The 25,157-nt window shown below is 69.0% G+C and carries 22 protein-coding genes and 1 tRNA gene; 6 read left to right on the top strand and 17 right to left on the bottom strand.

The annotated features are described in order from the left end of the window. Positions 1 to 69 precede the first annotated feature (69 nt). Complete coding sequence (locus ABD678_RS07680) at positions 70 to 1,296, top strand: glycosyltransferase (protein ID WP_344755363.1); 1,227 nt, start codon at positions 70 to 72, stop codon at positions 1,294 to 1,296. A 48-nt stretch (positions 1,297 to 1,344) separates the two neighbouring features. Here ABD678_RS07680 and ABD678_RS07685 read toward each other — a convergent pair whose 3' ends face one another. From ABD678_RS07685 to ABD678_RS07705, 5 genes are all read right to left on the bottom strand, one after another. Beyond that, entirely contained in the window at positions 1,345 to 2,793 is a 1,449-nt protein-coding gene (locus ABD678_RS07685; protein ID WP_344755365.1) for a dihydrolipoyl dehydrogenase family protein, read from the bottom strand. A 209-nt stretch (positions 2,794 to 3,002) separates the two neighbouring features. Next, a complete protein-coding gene (locus tag ABD678_RS07690) occupies positions 3,003 to 3,839 on the bottom strand; it encodes a crotonase/enoyl-CoA hydratase family protein (RefSeq protein ID WP_344755367.1) in 837 nt (278 codons plus the stop codon). Positions 3,840 to 3,877: 38 nt separating this feature from the next. After that, the gene (locus ABD678_RS07695) at positions 3,878 to 4,735 is read right to left on the bottom strand and encodes an arginase family protein (RefSeq protein WP_344755369.1); all 858 of its coding nucleotides are present in this window, start codon (positions 4,733 to 4,735) and stop codon (positions 3,878 to 3,880) included. A gap of 37 nt (positions 4,736 to 4,772) precedes the next feature. Next, positions 4,773 to 5,516 (bottom strand): PspA/IM30 family protein, encoded by a 744-nt coding sequence (locus tag ABD678_RS07700; protein WP_344755371.1) that lies wholly within the window; start codon positions 5,514 to 5,516, stop codon positions 4,773 to 4,775. A 70-nt stretch (positions 5,517 to 5,586) separates the two neighbouring features. Next, positions 5,587 to 7,524 carry a TPM domain-containing protein gene (locus ABD678_RS07705; RefSeq protein ID WP_344755373.1) on the bottom strand — a complete coding sequence of 646 codons (1,938 nt, stop codon included), beginning with the start codon at positions 7,522 to 7,524 and terminating at the stop codon, positions 5,587 to 5,589. 333 nt (positions 7,525 to 7,857) lie between these two features. Here ABD678_RS07705 and ABD678_RS07710 point away from each other — a divergent pair, with 333 nt between their 5' ends. Continuing rightward, on the top strand, positions 7,858 to 8,418 hold the full coding sequence (locus ABD678_RS07710; protein ID WP_344755375.1) for a hypothetical protein: 561 nt from the start codon (positions 7,858 to 7,860) through the stop codon (positions 8,416 to 8,418). 88 nt (positions 8,419 to 8,506) lie between these two features. Here ABD678_RS07710 and ABD678_RS07715 read toward each other — a convergent pair whose 3' ends face one another. From ABD678_RS07715 to ABD678_RS07725, 3 genes are all read right to left on the bottom strand, one after another. Next, positions 8,507 to 9,298, bottom strand: coding sequence for a hypothetical protein (locus ABD678_RS07715; protein ID WP_344755377.1), 792 nt, complete (start codon positions 9,296 to 9,298; stop codon positions 8,507 to 8,509). Continuing rightward, positions 9,288 to 9,800, bottom strand: coding sequence for a SigE family RNA polymerase sigma factor (locus tag ABD678_RS07720; RefSeq protein ID WP_344755379.1), 513 nt, complete (start codon positions 9,798 to 9,800; stop codon positions 9,288 to 9,290). The genes ABD678_RS07715 and ABD678_RS07720 overlap by 11 nt, the downstream gene beginning before the upstream one ends. Positions 9,801 to 10,048: 248 nt before the next feature. Continuing rightward, positions 10,049 to 11,914 carry a phosphoenolpyruvate carboxykinase (GTP) gene (locus tag ABD678_RS07725; RefSeq protein WP_344755381.1) on the bottom strand — a complete coding sequence of 622 codons (1,866 nt, stop codon included), beginning with the start codon at positions 11,912 to 11,914 and terminating at the stop codon, positions 10,049 to 10,051. Positions 11,915 to 12,026: 112 nt separating this feature from the next. Here ABD678_RS07725 and ABD678_RS07730 point away from each other — a divergent pair, with 112 nt between their 5' ends. Continuing rightward, complete coding sequence (locus ABD678_RS07730; RefSeq protein WP_344755383.1) at positions 12,027 to 13,457, top strand: helix-turn-helix domain-containing protein; 1,431 nt, start codon at positions 12,027 to 12,029, stop codon at positions 13,455 to 13,457. Positions 13,458 to 13,560: 103 nt separating this feature from the next. On the opposite strand, the gene ABD678_RS07735 is transcribed toward ABD678_RS07730, so the two are convergent. The 8 genes from ABD678_RS07735 to ABD678_RS07770 form a co-directional block, all read right to left on the bottom strand. Beyond that, positions 13,561 to 14,610, bottom strand: a complete 1,050-nt coding sequence (locus ABD678_RS07735) for an N-acetylglucosamine kinase (protein WP_344755385.1) — start codon at positions 14,608 to 14,610, stop codon at positions 13,561 to 13,563. Positions 14,611 to 14,621: 11 nt separating this feature from the next. Next, positions 14,622 to 15,881, bottom strand: coding sequence for a 6-phospho-beta-glucosidase (locus tag ABD678_RS07740; protein ID WP_344755387.1), 1,260 nt, complete (start codon positions 15,879 to 15,881; stop codon positions 14,622 to 14,624). A 34-nt stretch (positions 15,882 to 15,915) separates the two neighbouring features. Beyond that, the gene (locus ABD678_RS07745; RefSeq protein WP_344755389.1) at positions 15,916 to 16,773 is read right to left on the bottom strand and encodes a carbohydrate ABC transporter permease; all 858 of its coding nucleotides are present in this window, start codon (positions 16,771 to 16,773) and stop codon (positions 15,916 to 15,918) included. Continuing rightward, positions 16,770 to 17,723 carry a carbohydrate ABC transporter permease gene (locus ABD678_RS07750; protein ID WP_344755391.1) on the bottom strand — a complete coding sequence of 318 codons (954 nt, stop codon included), beginning with the start codon at positions 17,721 to 17,723 and terminating at the stop codon, positions 16,770 to 16,772. The genes ABD678_RS07745 and ABD678_RS07750 overlap by 4 nt, the downstream gene beginning before the upstream one ends. Before the next feature lie 29 nt (positions 17,724 to 17,752). Further along, positions 17,753 to 19,057 (bottom strand): extracellular solute-binding protein, encoded by a 1,305-nt coding sequence (locus ABD678_RS07755; RefSeq protein WP_344755393.1) that lies wholly within the window; start codon positions 19,055 to 19,057, stop codon positions 17,753 to 17,755. Between the two features lie 107 nt (positions 19,058 to 19,164). Beyond that, on the bottom strand, positions 19,165 to 20,355 hold the full coding sequence (locus tag ABD678_RS07760) for an ROK family transcriptional regulator (protein ID WP_344755395.1): 1,191 nt from the start codon (positions 20,353 to 20,355) through the stop codon (positions 19,165 to 19,167). Between the two features lie 110 nt (positions 20,356 to 20,465). Then, positions 20,466 to 21,563: a glycerate kinase gene (locus ABD678_RS07765; protein ID WP_344755397.1), complete on the bottom strand. Its 1,098-nt coding sequence runs from the start codon at positions 21,561 to 21,563 to the stop codon at positions 20,466 to 20,468. 126 nt (positions 21,564 to 21,689) lie between these two features. After that, positions 21,690 to 21,762 (bottom strand) — tRNA-Arg (locus tag ABD678_RS07770). An 84-nt stretch (positions 21,763 to 21,846) separates the two neighbouring features. Between ABD678_RS07770 and ABD678_RS07775 the strand changes: the two genes are divergently transcribed. Beyond that, the gene (locus tag ABD678_RS07775) at positions 21,847 to 22,314 is read left to right on the top strand and encodes a hypothetical protein (protein WP_344755399.1); all 468 of its coding nucleotides are present in this window, start codon (positions 21,847 to 21,849) and stop codon (positions 22,312 to 22,314) included. A 12-nt stretch (positions 22,315 to 22,326) separates the two neighbouring features. Here the strand turns inward: ABD678_RS07775 and ABD678_RS07780 are convergent, their stop codons facing one another. Beyond that, complete coding sequence (locus tag ABD678_RS07780; RefSeq protein ID WP_344755401.1) at positions 22,327 to 22,935, bottom strand: arginyl-tRNA synthetase; 609 nt, start codon at positions 22,933 to 22,935, stop codon at positions 22,327 to 22,329. Between the two features lie 95 nt (positions 22,936 to 23,030). Between ABD678_RS07780 and ABD678_RS07785 the strand changes: the two genes are divergently transcribed. Further along, complete coding sequence (locus ABD678_RS07785; RefSeq protein ID WP_344755403.1) at positions 23,031 to 24,719, top strand: arginine--tRNA ligase; 1,689 nt, start codon at positions 23,031 to 23,033, stop codon at positions 24,717 to 24,719. 59 nt (positions 24,720 to 24,778) lie between these two features. Further along, the gene (locus ABD678_RS07790; RefSeq protein WP_344755405.1) at positions 24,779 to 25,156 is read left to right on the top strand and encodes a VOC family protein; all 378 of its coding nucleotides are present in this window, start codon (positions 24,779 to 24,781) and stop codon (positions 25,154 to 25,156) included. Position 25,157: the final 1 nt, after the last annotated feature.

The following is a 25,157-nucleotide window of genomic DNA, read 5'->3' on the forward strand; positions in this document are numbered from 1 at the left end:
CACCTCCAGGGCTCGGTCGCGCAGGAGCAGGTCCGGGTCGGGGAGCAGGCCAGGCAATACAGTGTTGGCATGGTCGGCATCCCCACCCGCGTCGCCCTCGTGTCGATGCACACCTCTCCGGCCCGGCAGCCGGGAACGGGCGATGCTGGCGGAATGAACGTCGCGCTGCGGTCACTCGCCACCGAGCTCGCCGCTCGTGGTGTCGAGGTCGAGCTGCTCACGCGGGCGGACGGGGCGGCATCCGAGCGGCAGCTTGAACCCGGGGTGGTGCTGCACGAGCTGGCGGCGGGTCCGGAGGGTCCGATACCGCGTGGCGAGCTCGCGGCGGTCTCCGACGAGTTCGGTGAGGCCGTCGCCACGCTCGCGGGGCGTCGCAACGCTCGCTACGACCTCATCCACGCGCACTACTGGCTGAGCGGCATCGCCACGCTCCCGGTCGCCCTCGAGCTGGGCCTGCCCTTCGTGCAGAGCTTTCACACGCTCGCCGCGCTCAAGGAGCGGAATCCGGCCCCGGGCTCGACCCCGGAGCCCGACCGCAGGCGGCATTCCGAGCAGTACCTCGCCGGGCAGGCGACCGCGATCGTCGCAGGCTCGGCCGCCGAGGCCACGGTGCTCATCGACGAAGTGCGCGCGCCGGCCGAACGCGTGTGGGTCATCCCGCCCGGAGTCGACGTCGACCTGTTCCGCCCCAACCGCACGGATGCCGACGAGCGCGTACGGGAAACGCTCGCGGTCGCACCCGGCCGCCCCATCCTCGTCGTAGCGGGCCGGGTGCAGCCGCTCAAGGACCAGGAGCTCGCCATCCGGACGCTCGCCGAACTGCATGCACTGCGCGGATGGGCGCCGGTGCTCGTCGTGGCGGGAGAGGCCACGCCCGGCGACGAGGCCTATGCCGCGCACCTGCGCTCACTCGCGCAGGACCTGGGGGTCGTCGAGGATGTGCGCTTCGTCGGGGCACTGGGCCGGGATCGCCTCGCCGAGTTGTTCACCGCGGCATCCGTGACGATACTGCCCTCGCACAGCGAGACCTTCGGCCTGGTGGCCCTCGAATCGGCCGCTAGCGGTACGCCCGTCATCGGCTACCGGGGGAGCGGCATGGTCGAGTCGATAGCGGAAGGGCGCTCCGGGCTTCTCGTCGACACCCGCGAGCCGCGCGACTGGGCCGAGGCCGTCACTCGCCTGCTCGACGACCCGCAGGGGCTCGCGCGGATGTCGGAGTCCTCTCGCGACCACGCGCTCGACTACACCTGGGCGGCGTCGGCGACGGCGCTGCTCGGAGTGTATGGGAGCCTCTGAACCCGGCGACCTCGGCGGCGGGCCGGAACTCGCCGCCATGCTGAGCCCTCAGCCGCGATAGGCCTCGAGCAGCCGCAGCCACACCTCGCTGACGGTCGGATAGGCCGGCACGGCGTGCCAGAGCCGGTCGAGCGGCACCTCGCCGACGACGGCGTTCGTGGCCGCCTGCACGAGTTCGGCGACATCCGGACCGACGAAGGTCATGCCGACGATGACCTGACGACTCTCATCGACGACCATGCGGGTGCGCCCGGTGTAGCCGTCGGCGTGCAGGCTCGCCCCGCCGAGGTTGCCGAGGTCGTAGTCGACGACGCGGATGTCGAGGCCGGCCTCCCGGGCGGCCTTCTCGGTCAGCCCGACCGAGGCGACCTCCGGCTCGCAGAAGGTCACCTGGGGAACCGAACGATGGTCGGCGGTGGCGACGTGGCGGCCCCACGGGGCGTCGTCGACCTCCTCGCCGTTCGCGCGCGCAGCGATGACGTCGCCCGCGGCCCGCGCCTGGTACTTGCCCTGGTGGGTGAGCAGGGCGCGGTGGTTGACGTCGCCGACGGCGTAGAGCCAGTCGACCCCGTGCACCCGCAGGGTGTCGTCCACGTCGATCCAGTCGCCGTCGCGCCACCCGCCGCCGTGCCCGCCGCCTTCGCCCGGAGCCGAAAGGTCGAATGCCTCGAGCCCGAGCCCCATCGTGCGCGGGACCCGGCCCGTCGCGACGAGCAGCTCCTCGGTGGTCACCGAGCTCCCGTCATCGAGCTCGACCACGACCTCCTGCCCGTTCCGGTGCACGGATGCCGGTGAGACCCCGGTGCGCACGGTCGCGCCGAGCCCGCGGAGGCCCTCCTGCACGAGCTCGCCCGCGAAGGGCTCCTCGTGGCCGAGCAGGCCACTGCGCGAGAGCACGGTGACCTGGGTGCCGAAACCGGCGTAGGCGGTCGCCATCTCGACAGCGACGACCCCGCCGCCGATGATCGCGAGTCGCGCCGGTGCCTGTGTCGCGCTCGTCGCGTCACGGCTCGCCCACGGAGCGGCCTCCCGCAGGCCGGGGATGTCGGGCAGCATCGCGGCCGAACCGGTGCACACGGCGACGGCGTGACGGGCGGTGAGCACGATGGGTCCGCCATCCGGAACCGCCACGGTCACCTCGCGCTCGCCGGTGACGCGGGCGTCGCCGCGCACGAGGTCGATCCCGACCGAGTCGAGCCAGTCGACCTGACCGCTGTCGTTCCAGTCGTGGACGGTTGCATCGCGGCGGGCGAAGACGGCGGCGACATCGAGCTCGCCGGCCACGGCTTCGCGGGCACCGCCGACGGCTCGGGCCGCGCGCAGGGCGGCTGCGCTGCGCAGGAGGGCCTTCGAGGGCATGCAGGCCCAGTAGGAGCAGTCGCCACCGACCAGCTCCCGCTCGACGATCACGACGGAGAGTCCGCCCGCGCGGGCGCGGTCCGCGACGTTCTCGCCGGCTATGCCGGCCCCGATGACGATGAGGTCGTACTCGGTCATCCCTCGAGGCTACGCCCTCTTCCTTCGCGCCGAGTCGGGTCATCTTGCGGGTATCGCGCCTATCGCGCCCGCAAGATGGCCCGACTCGAGGATGTGGCCGGGTGGGTGGGCAGGCAGGCAGGCAGGCGGGCGGGCAGGCAGGTGGGTGGGCGGGTGGGTGGGCGGGCGGGCGGACAGGCGGGCGGGCAGCGCCGGATTCGGTGACCGGGTCAGCGACCGACGAACTTCGCGGGCTGCCGGGTGACGAACGACTCCATGCCGAGGCGGGCATCCTCGGTCGCGGCGAGCCGGACGAGCTCCGGCTGGAGTTCCGCCTCGGCGGCCGCGTCGCCTTCCCGGATGGCGGTGCGGGCGTTCGCGAGCGAGGCCTGCACAGCGAGCGGCGCCTGGGCCGCGATGCGATGGGCGAGCTCCAGTCCGCGCGCGTACTGCTCACCGTGCGGAACCACCTCCTGCACGAGCCCGATCCGCAGAGCTTCCGCCGCGTCGAAGCTGTCCCCGGTGAGGATCCAGCGCATCGCATTGCCCCAGCCGACCGCGCGCGGCAGCCGGATGGTCGCTCCGCCGAAGGGCAGGATGCCGCGGCTCACCTCCATTTGGGAGAACACCGCGGAGTCCGCCGCGATCGCCAGGTCGCTCGCGAGGATGAGCTCGATGCCGAGCGTCAGGCACAGACCCTGGACGGCCATGACGACGGGCTTGCGGACGGCACGCCCCTCGACGGCCCAGGGGTTGATTCCGCCCTCCGGCACGATGTCGATGCCGTCCGGCCCGATGCGGGGACCGACATCCGCGAGGTCGAGTCCTCCCGTGAAGTGCTCGCCGTGCGCGAAGACGAGGCCGGCGCGCAGCTCAGGATCGCGGTCGAGCTCGCCGTAGGCGAGGGAGAGCTCCTGCAGGAGCCGAAGGTCGGCGGCGTTGCGCTTCGCGGACCGGTTGAACCCCATGAGCAGGACGTGGCCGTCGCGTTCGACGGTGATGCGCGGCTCGCCGTCCGTCTGGCCACTGCCGCTCGGGTGGACCTCACCGTGTTGGGCATCGTTCATGACGCCAGCCTATGGCCCGCCCTGAGGCTCCGGCACGGTCAGGCGGTGAGCGCCCCGATGATGCGCAGGATCGTCGGCAGGTCGTCGGATGCCGCCTCGGGCGTCGAGGGCGCGAACTCGCAGATCGCGGCGCCGGCCAGCTCGAAGCGGGCGGTGACCACGCGGATCGCATCCAGGAGGGCGGCGACCGTCACCCCGAACGGCTCGGGGTGGCCGAGCGAGGTGAACTCGCCCGGGTCGAGCACGTCGAGGTCGAGGTGGAGGTAGACCGCGCTCGCGCCGGTCGCCTCGATCGCGGCGACGAGCGCATCCGGGGTCAACTCGGAGGGTGGCAGCATCCGGATGCCCCGCTCGGCGATCCACTCGGCCTCCGGCTCGTCGAGCGCCCGCGTCCCCGCGAGCACGATGCGCGAGGGCGGCACTGGGGCGTCCGGAACGAACGAGGGGAGACCATCGCCCGCGAGCGTGCGCAGGACCATCCCGTGGAACGCGCCCGAGGGTGAGTTCTCCGGTGTGTTGAGGTCGGCGTGCGCGTCGAGCCAGACGACGGCGAGGTCATCCGGATGCGCCGCGTGGGCCCGTTCGATCGGCGCGAGATCGACGCCGCAGTCCCCGCCGATCGTCACGATGAGATCCGCCGGAGAGACATCGGGGTCTGTGCTGTCCGACAGCGCCGCGAGCGTCTCGGCCGTCCGATCGCGCACCACCTGAACAGAGCTCAGTCGCCGCACGCCGCTGCCGAGTCCCTCGCCGGCACCGAGCGGCACGTCGACGACGACGGTCCGCGACGCCGGAAGGTCGCCGCGGATCGCCTCGGCACCGTCCTGCAGTTGCAGGGCCCTGGCCGATCCAGAACCCTGCCACTGCGGGACGACGAGAAAGGTGGTCGACACCATATTTCGATCGTGCAGTCGTGCCGTCGAGCGGATTCGGCTACTCGCCGGACGTCACGGCCCTCTGCGGGTCGCCGCCGGCCTTGAGGGCTGCGAGCCGGGCATCGACCTCGACATCCTTGTCGCTGTCGGCGAGCTGCTCGAATTGCGCGTCGAGGCTGGATGCTGCGAGCTCCTGCTGGCCGAGCACCTTCGCCTCCTCGCGGCGGATCTTCTCCTCGAAGCGGTGGATCTCACTCGTCGGGTCGAGCATGTCGATGCTCTTCATGGCGTCCATGACCTGCTGCTGGGCGTCGGCCGTCTTCGCGCGGGCGATGAGTTCGTCGCGCTTGGAGGAGAGCTCGGAGAGCTTGCCGCGCATGCCATCGAGGCCCTTCTTGAGCTTGTCGACGACCTCGGTCTGGCTCGCGATGGTCGGCTCGGCGGACTTCGCCTCCTTCTCGGCGGAGAGCTGACGGCCGAGCGCCACCTTGGCGAGGTTGTCGAACTTGTCGGCGTCGGCGGTGTTGCCGGCGGCACGCAGTTCGTCGCCCTTGCGGCTGGCGGCGAGCGCCTTGCCGCCCCAGTCCTGGGCGTTGGCGACGTCCTCGGCGTGGTCCTGCTCGAGCAGGCGCAGGTTGCCGATGGTCTGTGCGATGGCGCTCTCGGCCTCCGCGATGTTGTTCGTGTAGTCCCGCACCATCTGGTCGAGCATCATGGCGGGGTCTTCCGCCGCGTCGAGCAGTGCGTTGATGTTCGCCTTGGCCAACTGGGCGATCCTGCCGAAGATGGACTGCTTTACCATTGTGTTTCCTTCCGTCGTGCCACCGTGGTGTGCAACTGGTTGATCGTGCCTGACCGTACGCCGTCGAGCCTCAGAACCTGCCGCCGCTGCTGCGCCGGCCGCCTGAGCTCCTGCTGCTGCTGCGCGAACTCCCTCCAAAGCTACTGGAGCGGGAACCGCCTCCGAAAGACGAGCTGCCTCGGGAACTGCTGCGAGAACTGCTGCGACTTCCGCCGCTGAAGATGCCCCCGCCTCCGCCGCCGTAGCCTCCGCCCCCACCACCGAGCAGTTCGCCGAGGAGCCCGCCGAGGCCGGCGCCCTCGTAGCTCGAGTCCGTGTAGTTGCCGCGCGTATCCCAGCCGCGCACATCCGATTGGGCGGAGCTGGAGGCCTCCTCGGCGAGGGAGGACGCCGACTGCGCCTCGGCGAGCGCGCCGACCGGGTTCGTGGTCGCGAGCGCGGCCGCGCTCTCGAGGTGACGTCTCGCCTCGGAGAGCCGGGTGCGAGCGGTGCTGCCGATCCCGCCGCGCCGCGTCGTGATGTAGTCGTCGACCGCGGAGATCTTCGCGCGCGCCGTGGTCAGCGCGCGTTCGAGCGACGCCTTCGCGCGTTCGACGCGCTCCTGCTCGTTCCGAACGGTGGTGAGGATGCCGTCCAGCTGTGTGTTGGCGGCCTGCAGTCCGACGAGACTCGCGACCGGATCGTTTCCGGCGTCCGCAGACGAGAGGGCGCTCTCGGCGGCGGCGATCGCGGGAGCCAGGCCGGCATTGTCACCCGCCGGAAGGGCTTTTGCCGCGGCGAGGTCCTGGCGGGTGTCGGCGATGACGGCATCGAGCTGGGAGCCGGCGAGTGCGAGATCCTTCGCGGCGCTGTCGATCGCCTCGAGCAGCTGCGCAGTCTGTCCGACACCCTGCTGGGCTGCGCGTATGCTCACCGCTGCCGCAGAGGAGTCCCCCGAGGCGAGCGCCTTCTCGGTCGCCTTCGCCGAGGCTTCGGCGAAGGCGAGGAGCTTCTCGACCTGGTCCGGGTTGCCGGCCACCTCCGAGAGCGCGGCCGGCGAGTACGACTGCTGCAGTGAGGCAAGGGTCTTCTGCGCCTCGGCGAGCCTCGTCCGGGTCAGGGCCGCGGCCGCGCGTGTGGCGACCAGGGCATCCGGAGCCGTCTTCTCGAGTTGGCGAAGTTCATCGAACGCGTCGGCCTGTGCGTCGAGTTCGGCGTCCGCACTCGTGCACAGCTCGATGATCTGCCGGGTGAGCTCCCGCTTCTCCTCCGGTGTCTCGGGGAAGGCGTCGTCGAGCTTCTGGCGGAGCTCGAAAGCGCTCGCGACCTTCTTCTTCGCCTCGGCAAGAGCCTCACGGAACTGTTTCGTCGCCTCGTCGCCGAACTGGGCGATCGCGAAGCCGAGCTCCTGCTCGCTCGTCTTGAGGGAGTCATCCAGCTGGACGAGGAGACGGCCGGACTGCTGGTCGAGCTCTTTCTGGGTGGGCTCACCCGACGCGGATGCGTCTCCCGCAGTTCTGCGCTTGCGCCGGACGCGCGAGTAGATGAGGGCGCCGGCGCCGCCCGCGACCACCACGATCCCGACCGGAATCCAGGGGAAGCCGCCACCAGAAGAGTCTCCCGACGTTCCCGCGAGCCCGTCCGCCATGGCGATCGCGGCATCCGCCCACTGGTCGTCGCGCAGTTTCGGGATGAGCCGGTCGTTCTCGATCGAACCGGTCGTCGACTCGGGCAGCTCGAAGTCGTCGGGGTAGGAGACGGTGAAGTTGCGATCCTGGATCGCGATGGCCAAGAGAACGTCGTTGCTGCCGAAGCCGTTGAGGATCGCGGTCGCGTTCGCCCAGTCGTCCGGCGCCGTGCCCTCGAAACGATCGACGTAGACCACGAAGAGCTTGATGCCGGTCTTCTCGTAGAGCGCATCGATCGCGGCGATCACCTCGTCCTCGTGACCGGTGATCGCGCCGGCGTTGTCGAGCACGTAGGCGCCGCGCAGCGGTGTCGGATCGTCCGCAAGGGCCGCGGAGGGCATGAGGAGGGTCCAGGCGAACCCGAGGGCCAGGACCAGACCGATGACCGGCGCGAATCGGGTTGCCGGTCCCGATCGACCGGCCGTGGTGGTCGCGATGTCACGATCAACGTGTCTGATGGCCGGCTCCCTGCAGTCGGTGATCTATTGAGCAGATTGTATCCGCAGTGTTTAACGACCCGCATGTCCCGCGAATACACTGAGAATCACGCGTTTCTCAGCTTATTCCAAGCTTTTTGTGCGTGTGCCCTGTACACGGCTGCCGCGCGCTGTCACAATGGGGCCGTCACGGTCATCGTGGCCGTGGTGTCTTCTGGAAGGTAGAAGGAAAAAACTATGGCATCTGTTGACAAAGACACCGCCAACTGGCGACTGTTCGGCGGCGGCGGGCTTCTCGTCGGCGGCATCCTGTGGCTGCTCGCGGTCATCCTCGGCCAACCCAGCGTCATGGGTCCGGGCGATGTCTCGAAGTGGCTGGGCATCATCGGCCTCGTCGTCGTCGCGATCGGGTTCTTCCTCGTCGCATGGGGCCAGACCGGCTCGAATGGCGCGGTCGGGGGCAGCATGCTCGGAAAGATCGGACTGTGGGCCGCCGCCCTCGGTACGCTCCTCTGGGCGCTCCTGCCGCTCTTCGGCGTGGCGATCGCCGGCACCTGGGGCTGGGTCGTCGCCATTCTCGTGGTGGTCGGTACGCTTCTGGCGGCCATCGCCATCATGCAGAAGGGTGTCGCACGGGGCCTGGCCAAGTGGATGATGTGGCTCGTGTTCCTCCTGGCGTTGCTGTTCTTCCTCGGCACGGTCGCCGGGGTCGGTGCACTCGCCAGTTGGGTGATCGCGCTCATCTTCGCTATCGTGGTGGCCCTGACCGGATTGATCTACCTCCTCAACAAGAAGTAGAGCTCCGGAAACACGCGCGATCGCTGCCCCAGCGTTGTGGCAGCGATCGTCGCGTTTAACCGCCCGTCGCGTTTAACCGCCCGCGCGCTCAACCACCCGTCAGCGTGATGTCCTGCGATGGGCCCCCGACGAGTTCCGCCGGGGCATCGGATGCGTCGAGTGCGAGATCGATGCGGGCGCTCACCTGGTACACGCCGGTGCTGAGCGGGGGCAGGTCGCTCGGGAAGGAGAGACCCGATTCGTCCTCCATGGTGCACTCGACGGGTGTGAGGCTCGTCGGGTAGTCCATCGACTCGCCGGGGGCCAGGTCGACGAGGATGCCGATCGAGCGCACCGCCCCGTTACTGTGCCACACCGTGACACCGTTGTGGGAGATGACAATGGTCGGCTGGGCGTCGGTCGTCCCGGTCACCCGCTGGGTACCGGTGTTGGTGAGCGTCACCGTCCCTTCGACGGGCAGGCCGTTCGCCGGTCCCTCCTCCGGGAAGTCGGTGGTGAGCACGAGGCCGGAGGCGCTCGGGCCGGTCTCGATGAGAGGCGTCCCGCAGCGGTTGGACAGTGCCGCCGACTCGCGGCTCGGATCTGGAGCCATCGGATGCGAGCCTCCCGCCGTGAAGTCGTCGATTGCGGTCTCCGGCGCTGCCCCGCTGTCGGACGCCGACATGAGCACCGACTGGGGCCAGGGGATCGCGGTGACCCCGGTATAGCCGATCCCGACCACGGCGAGCAGGGTCGCCGAGCCCAGCACGAATTGCTTCGGGCGCCGGTGGGCGCGCGCCTTTCGGATGACGGAGGCGGCGTCGAGCGGTTCCGCGCCGGTGCGGGCTGCTGCATCCGGGGCTGCACGCAGGGCGTCGCGGAGTTCGGACTCAGTGGGCATGGGTGCCTCCCGCATCCTTGAGCATGTCGTCGTCGGCCGGTTCGGCGAGAGAGACGGCGAGCTTGCCGAGTGCATCGCTCAGGTAGCGCTTCACCGCACCGGGACTGATCTCGAGTTGGGCGGCGATGTCGTCGACCTTGAGGTCCTCGTAGTAGCGCAGCACGATGCAGGCGCGTTCCCGCGGTGCCAGACCGCGCAACTGGCCAAGAAGGTCGATGCGGGCATCCGTCGCGGGGGCCGCCGACTCCTGCTCCTCCGGCCCCGCCGTGAGGTGGGCGATGCGCCGCCACAGCGTGCGGCGACGTCCGCCGTCGAGGTAGGTGTTGAGCACGGCCTTGCGCACATAGGCTTCGGCGCTGGCGACCGTGAAACCGTTGCGCAGCCGGCCGAAGGTCTTGACGAGGGCATCCTGCACGAGGTCTGCGGCGTCATCCGTGTTGCCGCACAGCAGGTAGGCGTAGCGCCGCAGCGAGTCGCCGCGCTCGGCGACCAGACGGGTCACGACCTGCTCCCATGGCTGCGCGCCGGAGTGAGCACCCGATTGCCCAGTGGCGTGCTCTGGCACCGACAGCCCCTCTCTCGCTGCCACCATTCTCCCGGTTCGCAGCCCTGGAGAGGTGCGCGGAAGCGAAACGGTGCTCATACCTACCAAGACGAAGCCCGGGGGCCAAACGTTGGGCGCGGTGGAGTTATGGCAATCGCGCAGCGATTGCGCGACCCCAGCGCCGAGCGAGCCTGCGAGCTCGGTCTCTACTCTTCCTTCTTGAGCCGCGCCCGAATATCCTCGAGCTGCCGCGGCAGCGCATCCGGAAGCCGGTCGCCGAAGGTGGAGAAGAACTGCCCGGTGCCGTCGAGCTCGTCGAGCCAGGCTTCGCGATCGATCGTGAAGAGCTCGTCCCAGTCCTCATCGGTCACCTCGAGGCCGTCGCGGTCGATGCCTCCAGCACGCGGAATGAGACCGAGCGGGGTGTCCTGTGCGGGGACCTGGGCGTCGACGCGGTCGAGGATCCAGGCGAGCACGCGCGAGTTCTCGGCGAAGCCCGGCCAGAGGAACCGGCCATCCTCGCCCTTGCGGAACCAGTTGACCTGGAAGATGCGCGGCACGGTCGCGTTCTGGCGCAGGGTCTCACCCATCCGGAGCCAGTGGGCCCAGTGGTCGGCCATGTTGTAGCCGCAGAACGGCATCATCGCGAAGGGGTCTCGGCGCAGTTCGCCGACCTTGCCCTCGGCGGCGGCGGTGCGTTCGGACGAGACTGTCGCACCCATGAAGACGCCATGCTCCCATTCGCGGGCCTCGACGACGAGGGGGACGTTGTGGGCCCGGCGACCGCCGAAGATGATCGCGTCGAGCACGACGCCGTTCGGGTCGTCCCAGGTGTCCGCGATCGAGGGCGCCTGGCGTGCGGCGACCGTGAACCGCGAGTTGGGGTGCGCGGCCGGGGTACCGGATGCCGGGGTCCAGTCGTTCCCCTGCCAGTCGGTGAGGTGCTCGGGCGCCTTCTCGGTCAGTCCCTCCCACCACACGTCGCCGTCGTCACGCAGGGCGACGTTGGTGAAGATCGTGTTGCCCCAGATCGTGTCGACGGCGGTCGCGTTCGTCGTCGGGCTCGTGCCGGGGGCGACGCCGAAGAAGCCTGCTTCGGGGTTGATCGCGCGCAGGCGGCCATCCGGGCCAGGGCGCAGCCAGGCGATGTCGTCGCCGATGGTCTCGACCTTCCAGCCGGGGATCGAGGGCCGCAGCATGGCGAGATTCGTCTTGCCGCAGGCCGAGGGGAATGCCGCCGCCACGTGGAAGACCCGGCCACGGGGGTTGGTGACCTTGAGGATGAGCATGTGCTCGGCGAGCCAGCCCTCGTCGCGCGCGATGACGGAGGCGATGCGCAGCGCGAAGGACTTCTTCGCCAGGAGGGCGTTGCCTCCGTAGGCCGACCCGTAGGACCAGATCTCGCGGGTCTCGGGGAAGTGGGTGATGTACTTGGTCTCGTTCGACGGCCACGGGACATCCTTCGCGCCCTCCAGGAGCGGAGCGCCGACGCTGTGCACGGCGGGAACCCATGGTGTCTTCGCGGTGATGAGGTCGAGGGCGGGCGTACCCATGCGGGTCATGATGCCCATGCTCGCCACGACGTAGGGGGAGTCGGTGACCTGCACGCCGAGCTTCGCGAACGGGCTGCCGAGCGGCCCCATGGAGAACGGGATGACGTACATCGTTCGACCGCGCATGCTCCCGGAGAAGAGCCCCTTGAGCGTCTTGCGCATCTCCTTGGGGTCGCGCCAGTTGTTGGTGGGGCCGGCGTCGTCCGGGTCTGCGGAGCAGATGAAGGTGCGCGCCTCGACGCGCGCGACATCCTGCGGGTCGCTGCGGGCGAGGAAGCTGAAGGGGCGGTGCTCGGGGTTGAGGCGGATGAGCGTGCCCGACTCGACCATGCGTCGGGTGATGAGATCGAACTCGTGCGCGGATCCGTCGCACCAGTGGATGTTGTCCGGCTGGGTCAGGGCGGCGATCTCCTCGACCCATTTGACGACAGAGTGCGGAGCACCCTCGGGTGTGCCGTTCGCGGCGTCGATCCGGTCATCCACCACGGTTTCCGTACGATTGGGGGCAGTGAGAGTCATGTCGTCCAGCTCCTCGTGAAAATCTCCTGTCCTACCATCGTGCGCGCCTCAGCAGAAGATTTGCGGAGAATCAGGTGGAAAGATCACTGAATCTTTCACTATGGTGGAATTCATGACCGACCTCGTGACGCTGGGCCAGCGCATTCGCCACTACCGAACGGATGCCGGGTTCACCCTCGACCGGCTCGGCGAGGCGGTCGGAATCGCCGGCAGCCAGCTCTCGCTCATGGAGAACGGCAGGCGCGAGCCGCGACTCTCCCTCCTCCAGTCCATCGCCGGGACGCTCGGCGTCGAGGTCTCCGACCTTCTCGACCCAGCACCGCCGTCGCCGCGCGCAGCCATGGAGATCGAGCTCGAGCGGATGCAGCGCAGCGCCGTCTATGCGGGACTCGGACTGCCCGCCATCCGGCCCTCGCGCACCATGCCCGATGACACGCTCGGGGCACTCGTCGGGCTGCACCATGAGCTCGCGCGGCGGGCTCGCGAGGCGATCGCGACCCCGGAGGAGGCGCGGCGGGCCAACACCGAGCTGCGCCAGTACATGCGGACGCAGGACAACTACATGCCCGAGATCGAAGAGCTCGCCCAGGAGCAGTTGCGCCAGGTCGGGCATTCGACGGGCGCGCTCACCCACCGCTCGGTGAGCCTCATGGCCAAGAAGCTCGGCTTCGAACTCATCTTCGTCGCCGACCTGCCGCACTCGACCAGGTCGGTCACCGACCTCGAGAACGGGCGCATCTACCTGCCGCCGGCCTCCATCCCCGGCGGCCACGGCCTGCGGTCGATGGCGTTGCAGGCGCTCGCCCACCGGTTGCTCGGCCACCACGAGCCGGCCAGCTACGCCGAGTTCCTGCGGCAACGGCTCGAGATCAACTACTTCGCGGCCGCCTGCCTCATGCCGTTGCGGCAGTCGGTCGACTTCCTGAAGGGGGCGAAGGCCGGCAAGAACCTGGCGATCGAGGATTTCCGCGATGCGTTCGGGGTCACCCACGAGGCGGCGGCGCTGCGCTTCACCAACCTCGCGACGACCCATCTCGATATGACGGTGCACTTCCTGCGCGTCGGGGAGGATGGCGCGCTCTACAAGGGCTACGAGAACGACGGGCTGCGGCTGCCGACCGACGTGACCGGGTCGACGGAGGGGCAGATCGTCTGCCGTCACTGGAGCGCGCGGCTCGCCTTCGAGCGCACCAACCGCACGACCGAGTTCTACCAGTACACCGACACTCCGGCCGGCACCTACTGGTGCTCGACCCAGATCGGTACCTCCCAGGCGGAGGAGTTCTCGATCACGTTCGGGGTGCCGTTCGCCGACGCCAAGTGGTTCCGTGGGCGCGAGACGACGAACCGGCGGGCCTCGACGTGTCCGGATGCGAACTGCTGTCGGCGCCCCGCCGGCGAGCTCGCCTCGCGCTGGTCGCACAAGGCGTGGGCGAGCGCGAAGCTGCACGCGCACATCCTGTCGCCTCTGCCGTCGGGGACCTTCCCCGGCGTGGACGACACCGAGCTCTACGACTTCCTCGAGGCGCACTCCGGCAGTTGAGTCACCGCTCCCTGAGGAGCCGGAAGCGCGTCGCGAAGGATGCCGGCCGCATACTCGCCTCAACCGCCGTTCCCGGCGAAGTGGTCCACCGTCTCGGCCGCGGTCAGGTCGCGGCTTCGTCGCCCTTCGCGTCACCCTGTGGGAGCGAGAGCCGATCGGCCACGGCCGCCTGCGCCCGAGCGAGGGCCTCCGAAGCGGCACCCGCCGACTCGAGTGCGAGCAGCGCGGCGCCGACGATCGGGCGGGCTCGCACGAGGTGGACCCGCACGCGGGGCGCTCGTGCCGCGAGACCCGTCTCGATCCCGTCGATGAGCCGTCGGTTCGCCGCGGCGAGCACCCCTCCTCCCAACACGAGCGGGAGAGGCGTATCGCCGAGCCCGAGTCGGGTGATCGCCGAGACCGCCATCGAGACGATCTCCTCCGCCTGGCGATCCAGGATGGCGAATGCCGCCGAATCCCCGCCGTCGGCGGCCGCGAGGACGAGGGGTGCGAGCTCGGAGAAACGGTGCCCGGGAAGCCGCCCGAAATGGAACGCCTCGATGACGGTCTGGACGTCCTCGAGGCCGAAGTGGGCGGGGATGCTCGTCGTGAAGACTGTCGGCCCACCGCGTCCGTCGATGGCGCGGGCAGCGTGCCAGAGCGCCTGCTCGCCGAGGAAGGTCCCGCCGCCCCAGTCCCCGGAGATCGTGCCGAGCGCGTCGAACCGCGCCTGCTCCCCGTCGGCGCGGACGCCGATACAGTTGATCCCGGTCCCGCACACGACGGCGACCGCATCCGGCTCCTCTGTGCCGGCGCGCAGGAGCGCGAACATGTCGTTGTCGGCGACGAAGGGTCGCCCGCCCCGCGTCCAGGGGAGCGGTTCGAGTGCCGTGCGGAAGGTGGCGACCTCGACCGGGAGGTCGAGCCCGGAGAGGTATACGCCCGCCTGGAGCACGGATGGGCCACCGCACGCCTCGAGGAGTTCGTTCACGAGCGCGTCGACAACCCTCACCGCCCCATCGACTCCGATGATCTGCGGGCTCGACCCTGTGCCGTGCGCCATCGTCAGGAGCGCGCCGTCGAGGCCGAGGGCCACCGCATCCGTCTTCGATCCGCCGCCGTCGACGGCGATGACGATCGGATCACCGGATGCCCGTGTCGCTGCTGCCTTCATGGATGCAATGCTCATTCGGCCCATGCCAGGTGCTGCGCGTTCTCGGCGATCAGCAGATCGGTGAGCTTCTCCGCGCGGTCGTACTGGCCGACGAGCGGATGCGCGAGCAGGGCGCGCAGCACACGGTCGCGCCCGCCGTGGACGGCCGCGTCGAGGGCGAGCCGTTCATACCCTGCCACGTGCTCGACGAGGCCGGCCATGTCATCCGGGAGCGGATCGACCGGCAGCGCGTGCACACCGGTCGCATCGACCGTCGCCGGCACTTCGATGACGTGGTCATCGGGGAGGAACGGCAGCCTGCCGTTGTTGAGCAGGTTCACGACCTGGACGTCGCCGCGGTTCGACCTGAGTGAGGCGATGAGGTCGACGGCAGCCTCCGAGTAATAGGCGCCCCCGCGCTTCTCCAGCTCCTCCGGCTTCGTGTCCACCGACGGGTCCGCATACTTCTCCAGCAGCGCATGCTCGATCGCCATGACCTCCTCGGCGCGCGTGGGGGAGCCGAGCTGCTCCCGGAGCACCTCGTCGTGCGCGTAGTAGTAGCGCAGGTAGTAGGAGGGGACATTGCCGAGCAGGCGCAGCAGGCCCTCGGGAAGCTCCACCTCGCTGGCGAGCTCTGCCAGGTGGGCCTCGAAGAGCTCGGAGAATCGATCCTTCCCGTCGACGCTGGCCCCACGCACCCAGGTGAGGTGGTTGAGTCCGACGTGATCGAGTTGCACCCGCTTCCAGTCCACGTCGAGCATTCCGGCGAACCGGCGCTGGAATCCGATCGCCACATTGCACAACCCGATCGCACGATGGCCGGCGCTCAGGAGCGCGCGCGTCACGATCCCGACCGGGTTCGTGAAGTCGATGATCCAGGCGTCCTTCTTCGCGTGGCGGCGCACGAGCTCGGCGTACTCGAGCACGACGGGCACCGTGCGCAGCGCCTTCGCGAAGCCGCCGGGGCCGGTCGTCTCCTGGCCGATGCAGCCGCACGCGTGCGGCCAGGTCTCGTCGCCCTTCCTGGCCGCCTGGCCGCCGATGCGCAGCTGGAGCAGCACGACATCGGCATCCGAGACCCCCGCGACCACGTCGGAGCTCGCCACGATCTTCCCCGGATGTCCTGCTCGCGCGAACATGCGCCGCGAGACTCCGGAGACCAGCTCGAGCCGGTGCTCATCCGGGTCGACGAGCCAGAGCTCCTCGATCGGGAGCAGCTCGCGCAGGCGTGAGAAGCCGTCGATGAGTTCTGGAGTGTAGGTGGATCCGCCGCCGATGACGGTGAGTTTCATGGCCTGTCCTTAGTGTGTCGATTCATGGAAGCGCTCAGCCCTTGACGCCGGTGAGGGTGATCCCCTCGACGAACGTGCGTTGGGCGAAGAAGAAGATGACGACGACGGGGAGGGTGACGAGCATGGTCACGGCCATGGTCGTGCCCCAGTCCGTGCCGTGCGAGCCATGGAATGTCGCGAGACCGTAGGAGACCGGCCAGGCCAGGGGGTTCTCGGAGGTGTACAGGAACGGGCCGAAGTAGTCGTTCCAGCTGTGGAAGAACAGGAAGATCGCGGCGGCGGCGATCCCCGGCTTCGCCATCGGGACGACCACGCGCAGCAGCACCCCGAGCTCGCCGTTTCCGTCGATCCGCGCGGCATCCGAGTACTCCTTCGGGATCGTCAGGAAGAACTGGCGCAGCAGGAAGATCGAGAACGCGTCCCCGAGGATGTTCGGGAGGATGAGCGGCCACAGGCTCCCGGTGAGCCCCAACTGGGCCCACATGACGTAGATCGGGACGACGGTGACCTGCGGCGGAAGGAGCATCGCGACGATGATCCCGAGGAAGATCAGGTTGGCGCCCCGAAACCTGATCTTCGCGAGGACGTACGCGGCGGGTACGGAGGACACGAGCATGAACAGCGTCGCGAGTGTCGCGTAGAGGGCGGAGTTCCCGAACCACAGGGCAAGCGGCACCTGCGTGAACGCCTTGCCGTAGTTGTTGAAGTCCCAGGGCGCCGGCCAGAATGACGCCGTGAGCGTCTGGGTGCTCGACATGAAGGAGGTCAGCAGCACGAACACGATCGGCCCGACGAACAGGACGCCGAGGGCGACGAGCAGGGTGTGCTCGGCGATCCAGGACAGTACGCGGCTGGGCTTCTTCTTCGTGTTCCGGGCGACGAGGGTCGTCATGATGCGTCCTCCGGGGTGAAGGCCTTGACCTTGCGCAGCAGCACGCCGACGAGCACGCTCGCGACGACGAACAGGATCACGGCGAGCGCGGCGGCGTAGCCGAGCTGGAAGTTGCTGAACCCGCGAACGTACAACCACTGGGTGTAAGTGAGCAGGGAGTCGCCGGGGTAGCCGAGGACAGATCCGGGGTTGGTCGAGACGACGCCGGCGCTGCCGCTGGCGACGGCGCTCGCCACGGCGGATTCGGTGAAGTACTGCAGGGCGGAGATGATGCCGGTCACGACCGCGAAGATCAGCACGGGCACGATCGTCGGGATGGTGATGTACCAGGTCTTCTGGATGCCGTTGGCCCCGTCGAGGGATGCCGCCTCGTACTGGTCCTGCGGAACGTCGAGCAGGGCGGCGAGGAAGATGATCATGATGTCGCCCATGACCCAGATGCCGAGGAGCACCAGGGAGGGCTTGGAGAGCGCGGGGTCGTTGAACCACAGCGGACCCTTGATGCCGAAGAACTTCAGGAACAGGTTGACCGGCCCGGTGCCCGGGTTGAACAGGAACACGAACGCGACGACGGAGGCGACCGGCGGTACGAGCGCCGGAAGGTAGAACAGGGTGCGCCAGAAACCGCTTCCGCGCTTCGCCCGCACGAGCAGCCAGGCCACCGCGAGTGCGGCCACGATCCGCACCGGGACGAGGATGACCACGAACCACAGGGTGTTGACGGTCGCGGTCACGACCCTCGGGTCCTTCGTGAACAGGTACTCGTAGTTGCGGAAGCCGACCCATTCGGGCGGGGAGAGCAGGTTGTAGCTCGTGAGCGAGTAGTAGACGTTCGCCAGGAGCGGGTAGACGAAGAAGACGAGCAGGCCGAGGAGCGCGGGCGTGAGCATCCCCCAGACGAGCAGAAGCCGTCTGGTGCGCGGCCGGAGGGGACGGGTGACTTTCGCCACCCGTCCCTCCGTGCTGACCGTCGCGGTCATTACGGACCGGTGCTCAGGGCGATCGAGTTGTCGATGTCCGTGTCGACCTTCGCGAGGCCCTCGGTGAGGTCACCGCCGGCACCGGACTGGTACGCCTCCCAGTACGTGGAGAGCGTGTCCTGGTTGCCGCTGCCGATGGCCGTTGCCGGGTTGGTGGCCAGGTGCGGGCTCGCGACGACGTCGAGGAACGTCTGGAACTGCGGCGGGAAGTCCAGGTTCGGCGAGGCGAGTGAATCCTTCGTCGTCGGGACGTTCTTGATGCCGTTCGCAAGTTTCACCAGCGCATCCGTGTCCAGTGTCAGGTACTTCAGCAGCGCCCAGGCCGCCTCGGGGTTCGAGGCGTTCTTCGCGATGCCGGCGATCGTGCCGCTCGTGTAGCCACCGCCGTAGAGGTCGGGGTGGTCGTCTGCCACCGGGAACGGTGCGGTCGCGTAGTGGAGGTCCGGCTTCTGGTCGGCGAGGAACGCGACGCGCCACTCACCGTCCATGTTCATCGCGAGCTGACCGGTCTGGAAGGCGTTGTCGGCCGACCATTCGTCGCCGAGCCCAGCCGTGAAGGCCTGCAGCTTGTCGTAGCCGATCGCGTCGACGAATCCCTTCTGCCAGGTCATGAGTTCCTTCCAGGCGTCGGAGTTGATCGCACTCTTGCCGTTCTCCATCCAGGTCGCACCGGATGCCGGGGCGTAGTGGATCGGGACGTTCTCATAGGAGCCCATGAGCGGGTTGAAGCCGAGGGTCTTGATCGACCCGTCCGGGTTGTAGGTCGTGAGCGCCATGGCCATGGCCTGCAACTCGGACAGCGTCTTCGGCGGTTCGGTGAAGCCGGCCGCGGCGAAGAGGTCCGTGTTGTAGTACAGGCCGTAGACATCCGCGAGCATGGGAAGCATGCACTGCTTGCCGTCGAAGGAGGTGTAGCTCTTCGCTGTCTCGGAGAGCTGCGACATGTCGACGTTGTCGCGGGCGATCACGTCGTCGAGGTAGCGGAACGACCCACTCGAGCAGAAGGAGCCGACCCGGTCGGTCGATCCGGAGATCGCGAGGTCGATGTTGCCGCCGGTGGCGATGACCTTGGCGATCTTCTCGTCGTCCTGGCCGTCGTGGATGGTGACTTTCACCTTCGGGTTGGCCTTCTCGAAGTCTTCGACGACCGACTTGATCGTGGCTGCTTCACGATCGGTGAAGAAGTGCCAGAGCGACACGTTCCCCTCGATCGTGGCCGGGGTGCTGTCGGCGAAGGGTACGGCGGCACTGCTGCCGGTGCACCCGGACAGGGTGAGCGCGGCCGCCGTGGCGATCGCAGTCAAGACGCCGACTCGGCGTATTGGGAAGTGGTGCTTCAACGTAGTACCTCACTGTTCTTCGTTGGGTCCTGTTCTCCTGCGAGGACTCTGTGTTTCGGTGTGGGGGCCTTTCAGCCCAACTCGCTGAATAGGCGCTGCCGCACCTGGTGAACGAGGACCTCTCGTGCCCCGCGGAGAACCGGGAACTCGAGGACGGATGAACGCGTGACACCGGGGTGCCACGGGGTTGTGCGCGCGATTTCTGTTCGGACGAGGTCGGCGAGGAACTCGCCGCCCGCAGTGCCGATCGGCCCGCCGAGAACGATGAGTTCCGGATCGAGGATCGCGAGGACGGGGATGACGCCGAGCGCCACACGCGGCGCGATGGCGGCGAACACCGACTCCCGGGCCGGATGGTCGGCAAGCGCGCCGACGATGTCGCGCGCGGAACCGGTCATGCCGTTCGCCCTCGCGATCTCGATGACCTTCTCACCGCCCACGAGTTGCTGCAGATCGGTCGCCTCGGGGTCGATTGCGGCGGCCGATTGGGGGACCGAGAGGTAGCCGATCTCGCCGGCGCCTCCGGCCGCACCGCGGTGCACTTTCCCGTCGAGGTCGGTGGCGAGGCCGAGGCCTTCGCCCATCCAGAGCAATGCAAAACTGCTCGATCCGGCGCCGACGCCCTCCGACCGTTCCGCAATCGCGGCGAGGTTCACATCGTTGTCGATGTGCACCTGGCGACCGAGGGCGGACTCGAGGTGGGTACGGATGCCGTGCCTCGGCCATTCGGGGAGGGTGTCGATGAAGGAGAGCTCGTCGCTGCGAGGGTCGATCGAACCCTGGACGCCGATCGAGACGACACGGACGGCCTCCATGTTCGCCCGTGCGGCGGCGCAGGCTGCGCCGATCGCGTCCCGGATGTCTGTGGCGGCTGGGTCGGCGGCGGCGGAGCTCGTTGTCTTTCCGGCATCCGCGTCGATCGCGGTCTCGACGACGGGGCGTTCGGTGCCGACGGCATCGACGACGGTGGAGCGGATGGTCGTCTTGTCGATGTCGATCGCCACACCCAGTACACGGTCGGCTCGCACACCGTAGCTCGTCGCGTTCGGGCCGCGTCCGGCGGAGACCTCACCGACGACCTCGACGAGGCCGACGCTTTCGAGTCGGGAGACGATCTGGCCCACGGTGGGCTTGGAGAGGCCGGAGAGTTCGCCGAGGCGGTTTCGGGTGAGCACCCCGTGCTCCAGCAGCAGGGTGAGTGCGGTGCGCTCGTTCTGACCGCGGAGCCAGGACGGGGTACCGGGAATGGTCTTCGTCGACATCGGAGTCTTTCGTTCAGCCTGCGTCGAATGTAACAGGAAACTTTCCTAATAGAAAGAGGCATGTTGCGGAGTGCTGAAACGGAACGCGGTTCCTCGGACCCGGCTTCCCGTCAGTCCAGCACGGCGAAGTGCAGCGCAGCCTCCCGTGCCGCCCGTTCCAACTGCGGAGCCGGATCGGCGATCGCCACCGCGACCGAGCCCGCGAGGTCCGCGAGCGAGATCGACCAGCCCTCGGCCTCGGCCGCGATCTGCCCGGCGATGACCCCGACCGGAACGTGGTTCTGCGCGGCGAGCCCGAGAAGCTCCCCGACGACCTTGCCGGTGGAGGACGTCGTGTCGAACCGGCCCTCCCCGGTGAGCACGACATCCGCCGACCGGATGAGCTCGGTGAGCCCGGTTACCCTCTGGACGTGCCGTGCGCCCGGCTCGATCCGCGCTCCCCAGGCCTCGACGAAGCCGTAGGCGGTCCCACCCGCGGCGCCGGCGCCAGGCCGGTCCGGATCGCCGCCCAGGACCGCGGCCAGACGTGCGAGCCCCGCCTCGAGGGTGCGGATCTCCGCGACTCCGGCACCCTTCTGCGGTGCGAAGACGGCCGCCGCGCCCTGCGGACCGACCAGGGGGGCGGTGACGTCGGCGAGGAGAGTGACGCCGCCGGGTGGCGGGGGGAGCAGAGAGCCCGTGTCGACTCGCCCGAGCCGGGCGATCGCGCCCCCTCCGTCGGCCAGCGGTGCGTCGTCCTCGTCGAACAGCTCGAGGCCCAGGGCGCGGAGGGCGCCGACGCCACCATCGGTCGAGGCGGATCCGCCGAGACCGATCACGAGCGAGTCGATCCCGTGATCCAGGGCATGCCGGATGACCTCGCCGAGCCCGCGCGTCGTGGCGCCGAGCGGGTCGGGCCCTGCCATGAGCGGAAGCCCGGAGCACTGGGCGAGCTCGACGACACCGATCCCGTCGGGCAATTCGAGCCAGGCGCCCTGGGTGGCGCGGCCATCCGGGCCGGTGACCGGTCCGACCGTCTGGAGCACCGCATCCGGGATGGCCGCGGCGATCGCCTCGAGGGTGCCCTCGCCGCCGTCGGCCTGCGGGAGGAGGGTGACGACGTCATCCGGCCGTACGCTCCTCCAGCCCCGGGCGATCGCTGCCGCGACCTCGTGTGCCGCGAGGGACCCCTTGAAGGAGTCGGGGGCGACGACGACGTGCTTCGGCATGGCTTTCATCCTGCCGCACGTGACGCCGCTTCGAAGCCAGGCCGCCTCGCGCACGCGGTCGCGACGGCGGGGGCGAGGGGCGATGCTGCCTGCTCTAGTCCCGTCCTCCCGGCCACTCCGCAGCAGTGCCCCCAGCAGGATTTGAACCTGCGGCCTTCTGCTCCGGAGGCAGACGCTCTATCCCCTGAGCTATGGGGGCCAGGAGTGCGTGACAAGGTTACCAGCCGTGGCGATCGGACGAGTCCCGCGGTCGCGGAATCGGAGCCGGGAATAGGCTGGCAGCATGGACCTGGATGGCGCGCGGATGCTTGCCGTGACCCTCGCAGTCGGCTCCGGGGTGTGGGTCGGCGGGCTCGTGACCGTCATCATCCTTTCGGCCAGCAGCCGGAAGACGATTGCCCCGCCAGACCGCGTCGTACTTTTTCGCGACTTCGGGAGGCGGTTCGCCATCTTCGTGGGCGTCACGGCCCTCTTCGTTGTCCTGCCAGCACTTGTGCTGGCCACGATCGAGCCGGCGCCGCTCACGGCGAGCACCCTCCTGCTCGCCCTGGGTCTCCTTCTCGCCACGGCCGCCGGCATCCTTCAGGCGCGCAGGATGACGAGGCTGCGCGGATCCGCGGCCGGGCCGGTCGACGCTGCGGAGGCGAGCATACGGGGCAACGCGCAACTCGCCGCCGCAGTGCGTGTGGTGCTGGTACTCGGCTACCTCGCACTGGTCGTACTCGCAGCGCTGCAGGCGAGCATCGCCTGAGTTGGGTAGGCGTCAGCGCGCCGCCGCTACTGCGTCCTTCATAAGGGCACCGGCGTCTCCCGCGCCGGAGAAGTACACCGAGGTCGCCGTGATCCAGAACGGGCCGCTGAAAGCCTGAACGACCCCCGCGTCGCCGTCGGTCGAGAAATATGCGGCGTCGCCCAGCCCGCTCACCGGCGTTCCGTTGCTCGCGGCATCCCGCGCCGCGGCGAACGCTGTCGGACCGGGCTGCGAGATCGTCACATCGATGGTTTCTCGGCTGGTCTGATTCATCCAGCGGCAAGCCGTGCCCTGATTGGCGACGGCCTGGGCGGCGAGGGTGCCGGCACCCGGAGTGAACTTGGCGAGCAGGCCGAAGTTCGGGTTGAAGTCGTACATGGTCTGGGCATCGATGACCGATGCGCACGGGATCGACACCGGGGTCGGCTTCTCTTCGGGCGCGGTGGTTTCGCTCGGCGAACTCGAAGGCGACAATGACGGCGACGCAGAGGGCGTCGAATCCGAGGGCGAGGCAGAAGGCTCCGTCGGCTCTCCTGGCGACAGGCAGCCGGTGAGCGAGACGGCCGTCGCGAGGGCGACGGCGGTGAGCGTGGTCCGGATGGCGAGTTTGCGTGTCAGCACCGCTTCATTCTCGTCGCCCGGTCGCCGGCACCGAGGCTGCAACGCCGCGAACGGGACGATCGCCGTGGTATCACCGCCCGATAGAATCGACTCTCGTGACCCCCGCCGAACTCTCCGCCGCCGTCCTCGCGATCGTCCAGGACGAGCTCGCGCGACGCGGCAGCGCGGGGTTGGCAGGCACGGGGGAGGCCGGCGCTCTCCAGGTCGGCCCGGATGACGTCACCCTCGAGCGTCCCAAGAACCGCGATCACGGCGACTGGGCCCTCAACATCGCCATGAAGCTCGCGAAGCAGCTCGGAACCAACCCGCGCGAACTCGCCGCCGCGCTCGCCGCCGGCATCGGCGCGATCCCCGGTGTCGCGGGTGTCGAGGTCGCCGGCCCCGGCTTCATCAACATCCGCCTGGATGCCGGAGCCGCCGGCGCACTCGTGAAGACGATCGTCGAGCTGGGCGAGAACTACGGCCACAACGACGCGCTCGCCGGCCAGACCATCAACCTCGAGTTCGTCTCTGCGAACCCGACCGGGCCGCTGCACATCGGCCACACCCGCTGGGCCGCCCTCGGCGACTCGATCGCGCGCGTGCTCACGGCATCCGGCGCGCACATGGTGAGCGAGTTCTACATCAACGACGCCGGCAACCAGATGGACAACTTCGGTGCCTCGGTGCTCGCAGCGCTCAAGGGCGAGCCCACGCCGGAGAACGGCTACCCCGGAACGTACGTGACCGCGCTCGCCGAGCGGGTGCGCGAGCAGCACCCCGGCATCCTCGACGAGACCCCGGATGCCGCGCTCGCCCTCGCGCGCGAGACCGGCTACCAGCTTCAGCTGGCCGACATCCGCGAGTCGCTCGAGAAGTTCAACGTGCACTTCGATGTGTGGTTCAGCGAGCGCACGCTGCACGAGCCCGACGCGAGCGGGACCAGCCCGGTCGAGTCCGCGATCGGGCGGCTGCGCGCGCAGGGGCACGTCTTCGAGGAGGACGGCGCGGTCTGGGTGCGCACGACCGACTTCGGCGACGACAAGGACCGCGTCATCCGCCGCAGCAACGGCGTCTACACCTACTTCGCGTCGGATGCCGCCTACTACCTCGACAAGGGCGACCGCGGCTTCGCGCACAAGATCTACCTGCTCGGAGCCGACCACCACGGCTACGTGCACCGGCTCAAGGCGCTTGCCGGTGCGGCGGGCGACGACCCGGAGAAGGACATCGAGATCCTCATCGGGCAGCTCGTTAGCATCAACGGTGCGCGGCTCTCGAAGCGCGCCGGAAACATCATCGAGCTCGACGACCTGCGCGAATGGCTCGGCACGGACGCCCTGCGCTACTCGCTCGGGCGCTACCCGGCCGATTCGCCGCTCACCCTCGACCCCGAGCTGCTCAAGAAGCGCACGAACGACAATCCGGTCTTCTATGTGCAGTACGCGCACGCGCGCACCCACCAGGTGGCGCGGAACGCGCAGAGCTCCGGGGTCGACCGCAGTGCGTTCGAGCCGGAGTCGCTCGTGCACGAGACCGAGAACAACCTGGTCGGGCTGCTCGCCGAGTTGCCGCGCATCGTCGCCCAGTCGGCGCAGCTGCGCGAACCGCACCGCGTCGCACGCTACCTCGAGGAGCTCGCCGGCGCCTACCACCGCTGGTACGACTCCTGCCGGGTGACCCCGCTCGGCGACGAGCCGGTGACCGACGTGCACCGCACACGGCTGTGGCTGAACGACGCGGCCGGTGTCGTGCTGCGCAACGGTCTCGGCCTTCTCGGGGTCTCGGCGCCGGAGCGGATGTAGCGGTCGTCCCATGCGCTGAGGCTCTGGAGCGTGTCAGGGGCGGGTGCGAGACTTCTCCCATGAAGATTCTGAAGCAGGTCGTTGTCTTCGACACCGGGGACCTCGCCGCCGAGAGCGCCTTCTGGGCCGGGTTCCTCGGGGGAACGGTCGAGGCCGAGGACGACTGGCACACCCTCTACGTCGATGGCAACCAGGCGCTCGACTTCCAGCACGTCGCGAATCACGTGAAGCCCGACTGGCCGGACGGCCAGCCCCAGCAGCTGCACCTCGACCTCTACGTCGACGATATCCACGCGGCCGAGGAGAAAGCCCTGTCCCTGGGCGCGAAGCTGTTGAGACCGACGAGCGAACTGGATGCCGAAGAAGGTTTCCGGGTCTACGCCGACCCGTCCGGGCATCCGTTCTGCCTGTGCTGGAATCCCGCCGCGTCTGCGTAGG

Origin of the sequence: Leifsonella bigeumensis (assembly GCF_039537265.1) — a bacterium.
Classification (GTDB): Bacteria; Actinomycetota; Actinomycetes; order Actinomycetales; family Microbacteriaceae; genus Terrimesophilobacter; species Terrimesophilobacter bigeumensis.

Coding starts and splice junctions, on each gene's coding strand:
- ABD678_RS07740 (WP_344755387.1), bottom strand. CDS start 15,881: ATGAAACTCACCGTCATCGGCGGCGGATCCACCTACACTCCAGAACTC.
- ABD678_RS07730 (WP_344755383.1), top strand. CDS start 12,027: ATGACCGACCTCGTGACGCTGGGCCAGCGCATTCGCCACTACCGAACG.
- ABD678_RS07715 (WP_344755377.1), bottom strand. CDS start 9,298: ATGCCCACTGAGTCCGAACTCCGCGACGCCCTGCGTGCAGCCCCGGAT.
- ABD678_RS07680 (WP_344755363.1), top strand. CDS start 70: ATGGTCGGCATCCCCACCCGCGTCGCCCTCGTGTCGATGCACACCTCT.
- ABD678_RS07685 (WP_344755365.1), bottom strand. CDS start 2,793: ATGACCGAGTACGACCTCATCGTCATCGGGGCCGGCATAGCCGGCGAG.
- ABD678_RS07745 (WP_344755389.1), bottom strand. CDS start 16,773: ATGACGACCCTCGTCGCCCGGAACACGAAGAAGAAGCCCAGCCGCGTA.
- ABD678_RS07725 (WP_344755381.1), bottom strand. CDS start 11,914: ATGACTCTCACTGCCCCCAATCGTACGGAAACCGTGGTGGATGACCGG.
- ABD678_RS07710 (WP_344755375.1), top strand. CDS start 7,858: ATGGCATCTGTTGACAAAGACACCGCCAACTGGCGACTGTTCGGCGGC.
- ABD678_RS07695 (WP_344755369.1), bottom strand. CDS start 4,735: ATGGTGTCGACCACCTTTCTCGTCGTCCCGCAGTGGCAGGGTTCTGGA.
- ABD678_RS07775 (WP_344755399.1), top strand. CDS start 21,847: ATGGACCTGGATGGCGCGCGGATGCTTGCCGTGACCCTCGCAGTCGGC.
- ABD678_RS07700 (WP_344755371.1), bottom strand. CDS start 5,516: ATGGTAAAGCAGTCCATCTTCGGCAGGATCGCCCAGTTGGCCAAGGCG.
- ABD678_RS07765 (WP_344755397.1), bottom strand. CDS start 21,563: ATGCCGAAGCACGTCGTCGTCGCCCCCGACTCCTTCAAGGGGTCCCTC.
- ABD678_RS07735 (WP_344755385.1), bottom strand. CDS start 14,610: ATGAAGGCAGCAGCGACACGGGCATCCGGTGATCCGATCGTCATCGCC.
- ABD678_RS07690 (WP_344755367.1), bottom strand. CDS start 3,839: ATGAACGATGCCCAACACGGTGAGGTCCACCCGAGCGGCAGTGGCCAG.
- ABD678_RS07760 (WP_344755395.1), bottom strand. CDS start 20,355: ATGTCGACGAAGACCATTCCCGGTACCCCGTCCTGGCTCCGCGGTCAG.
- ABD678_RS07790 (WP_344755405.1), top strand. CDS start 24,779: ATGAAGATTCTGAAGCAGGTCGTTGTCTTCGACACCGGGGACCTCGCC.
- ABD678_RS07705 (WP_344755373.1), bottom strand. CDS start 7,524: ATGCCCTCCGCGGCCCTTGCGGACGATCCGACACCGCTGCGCGGCGCC.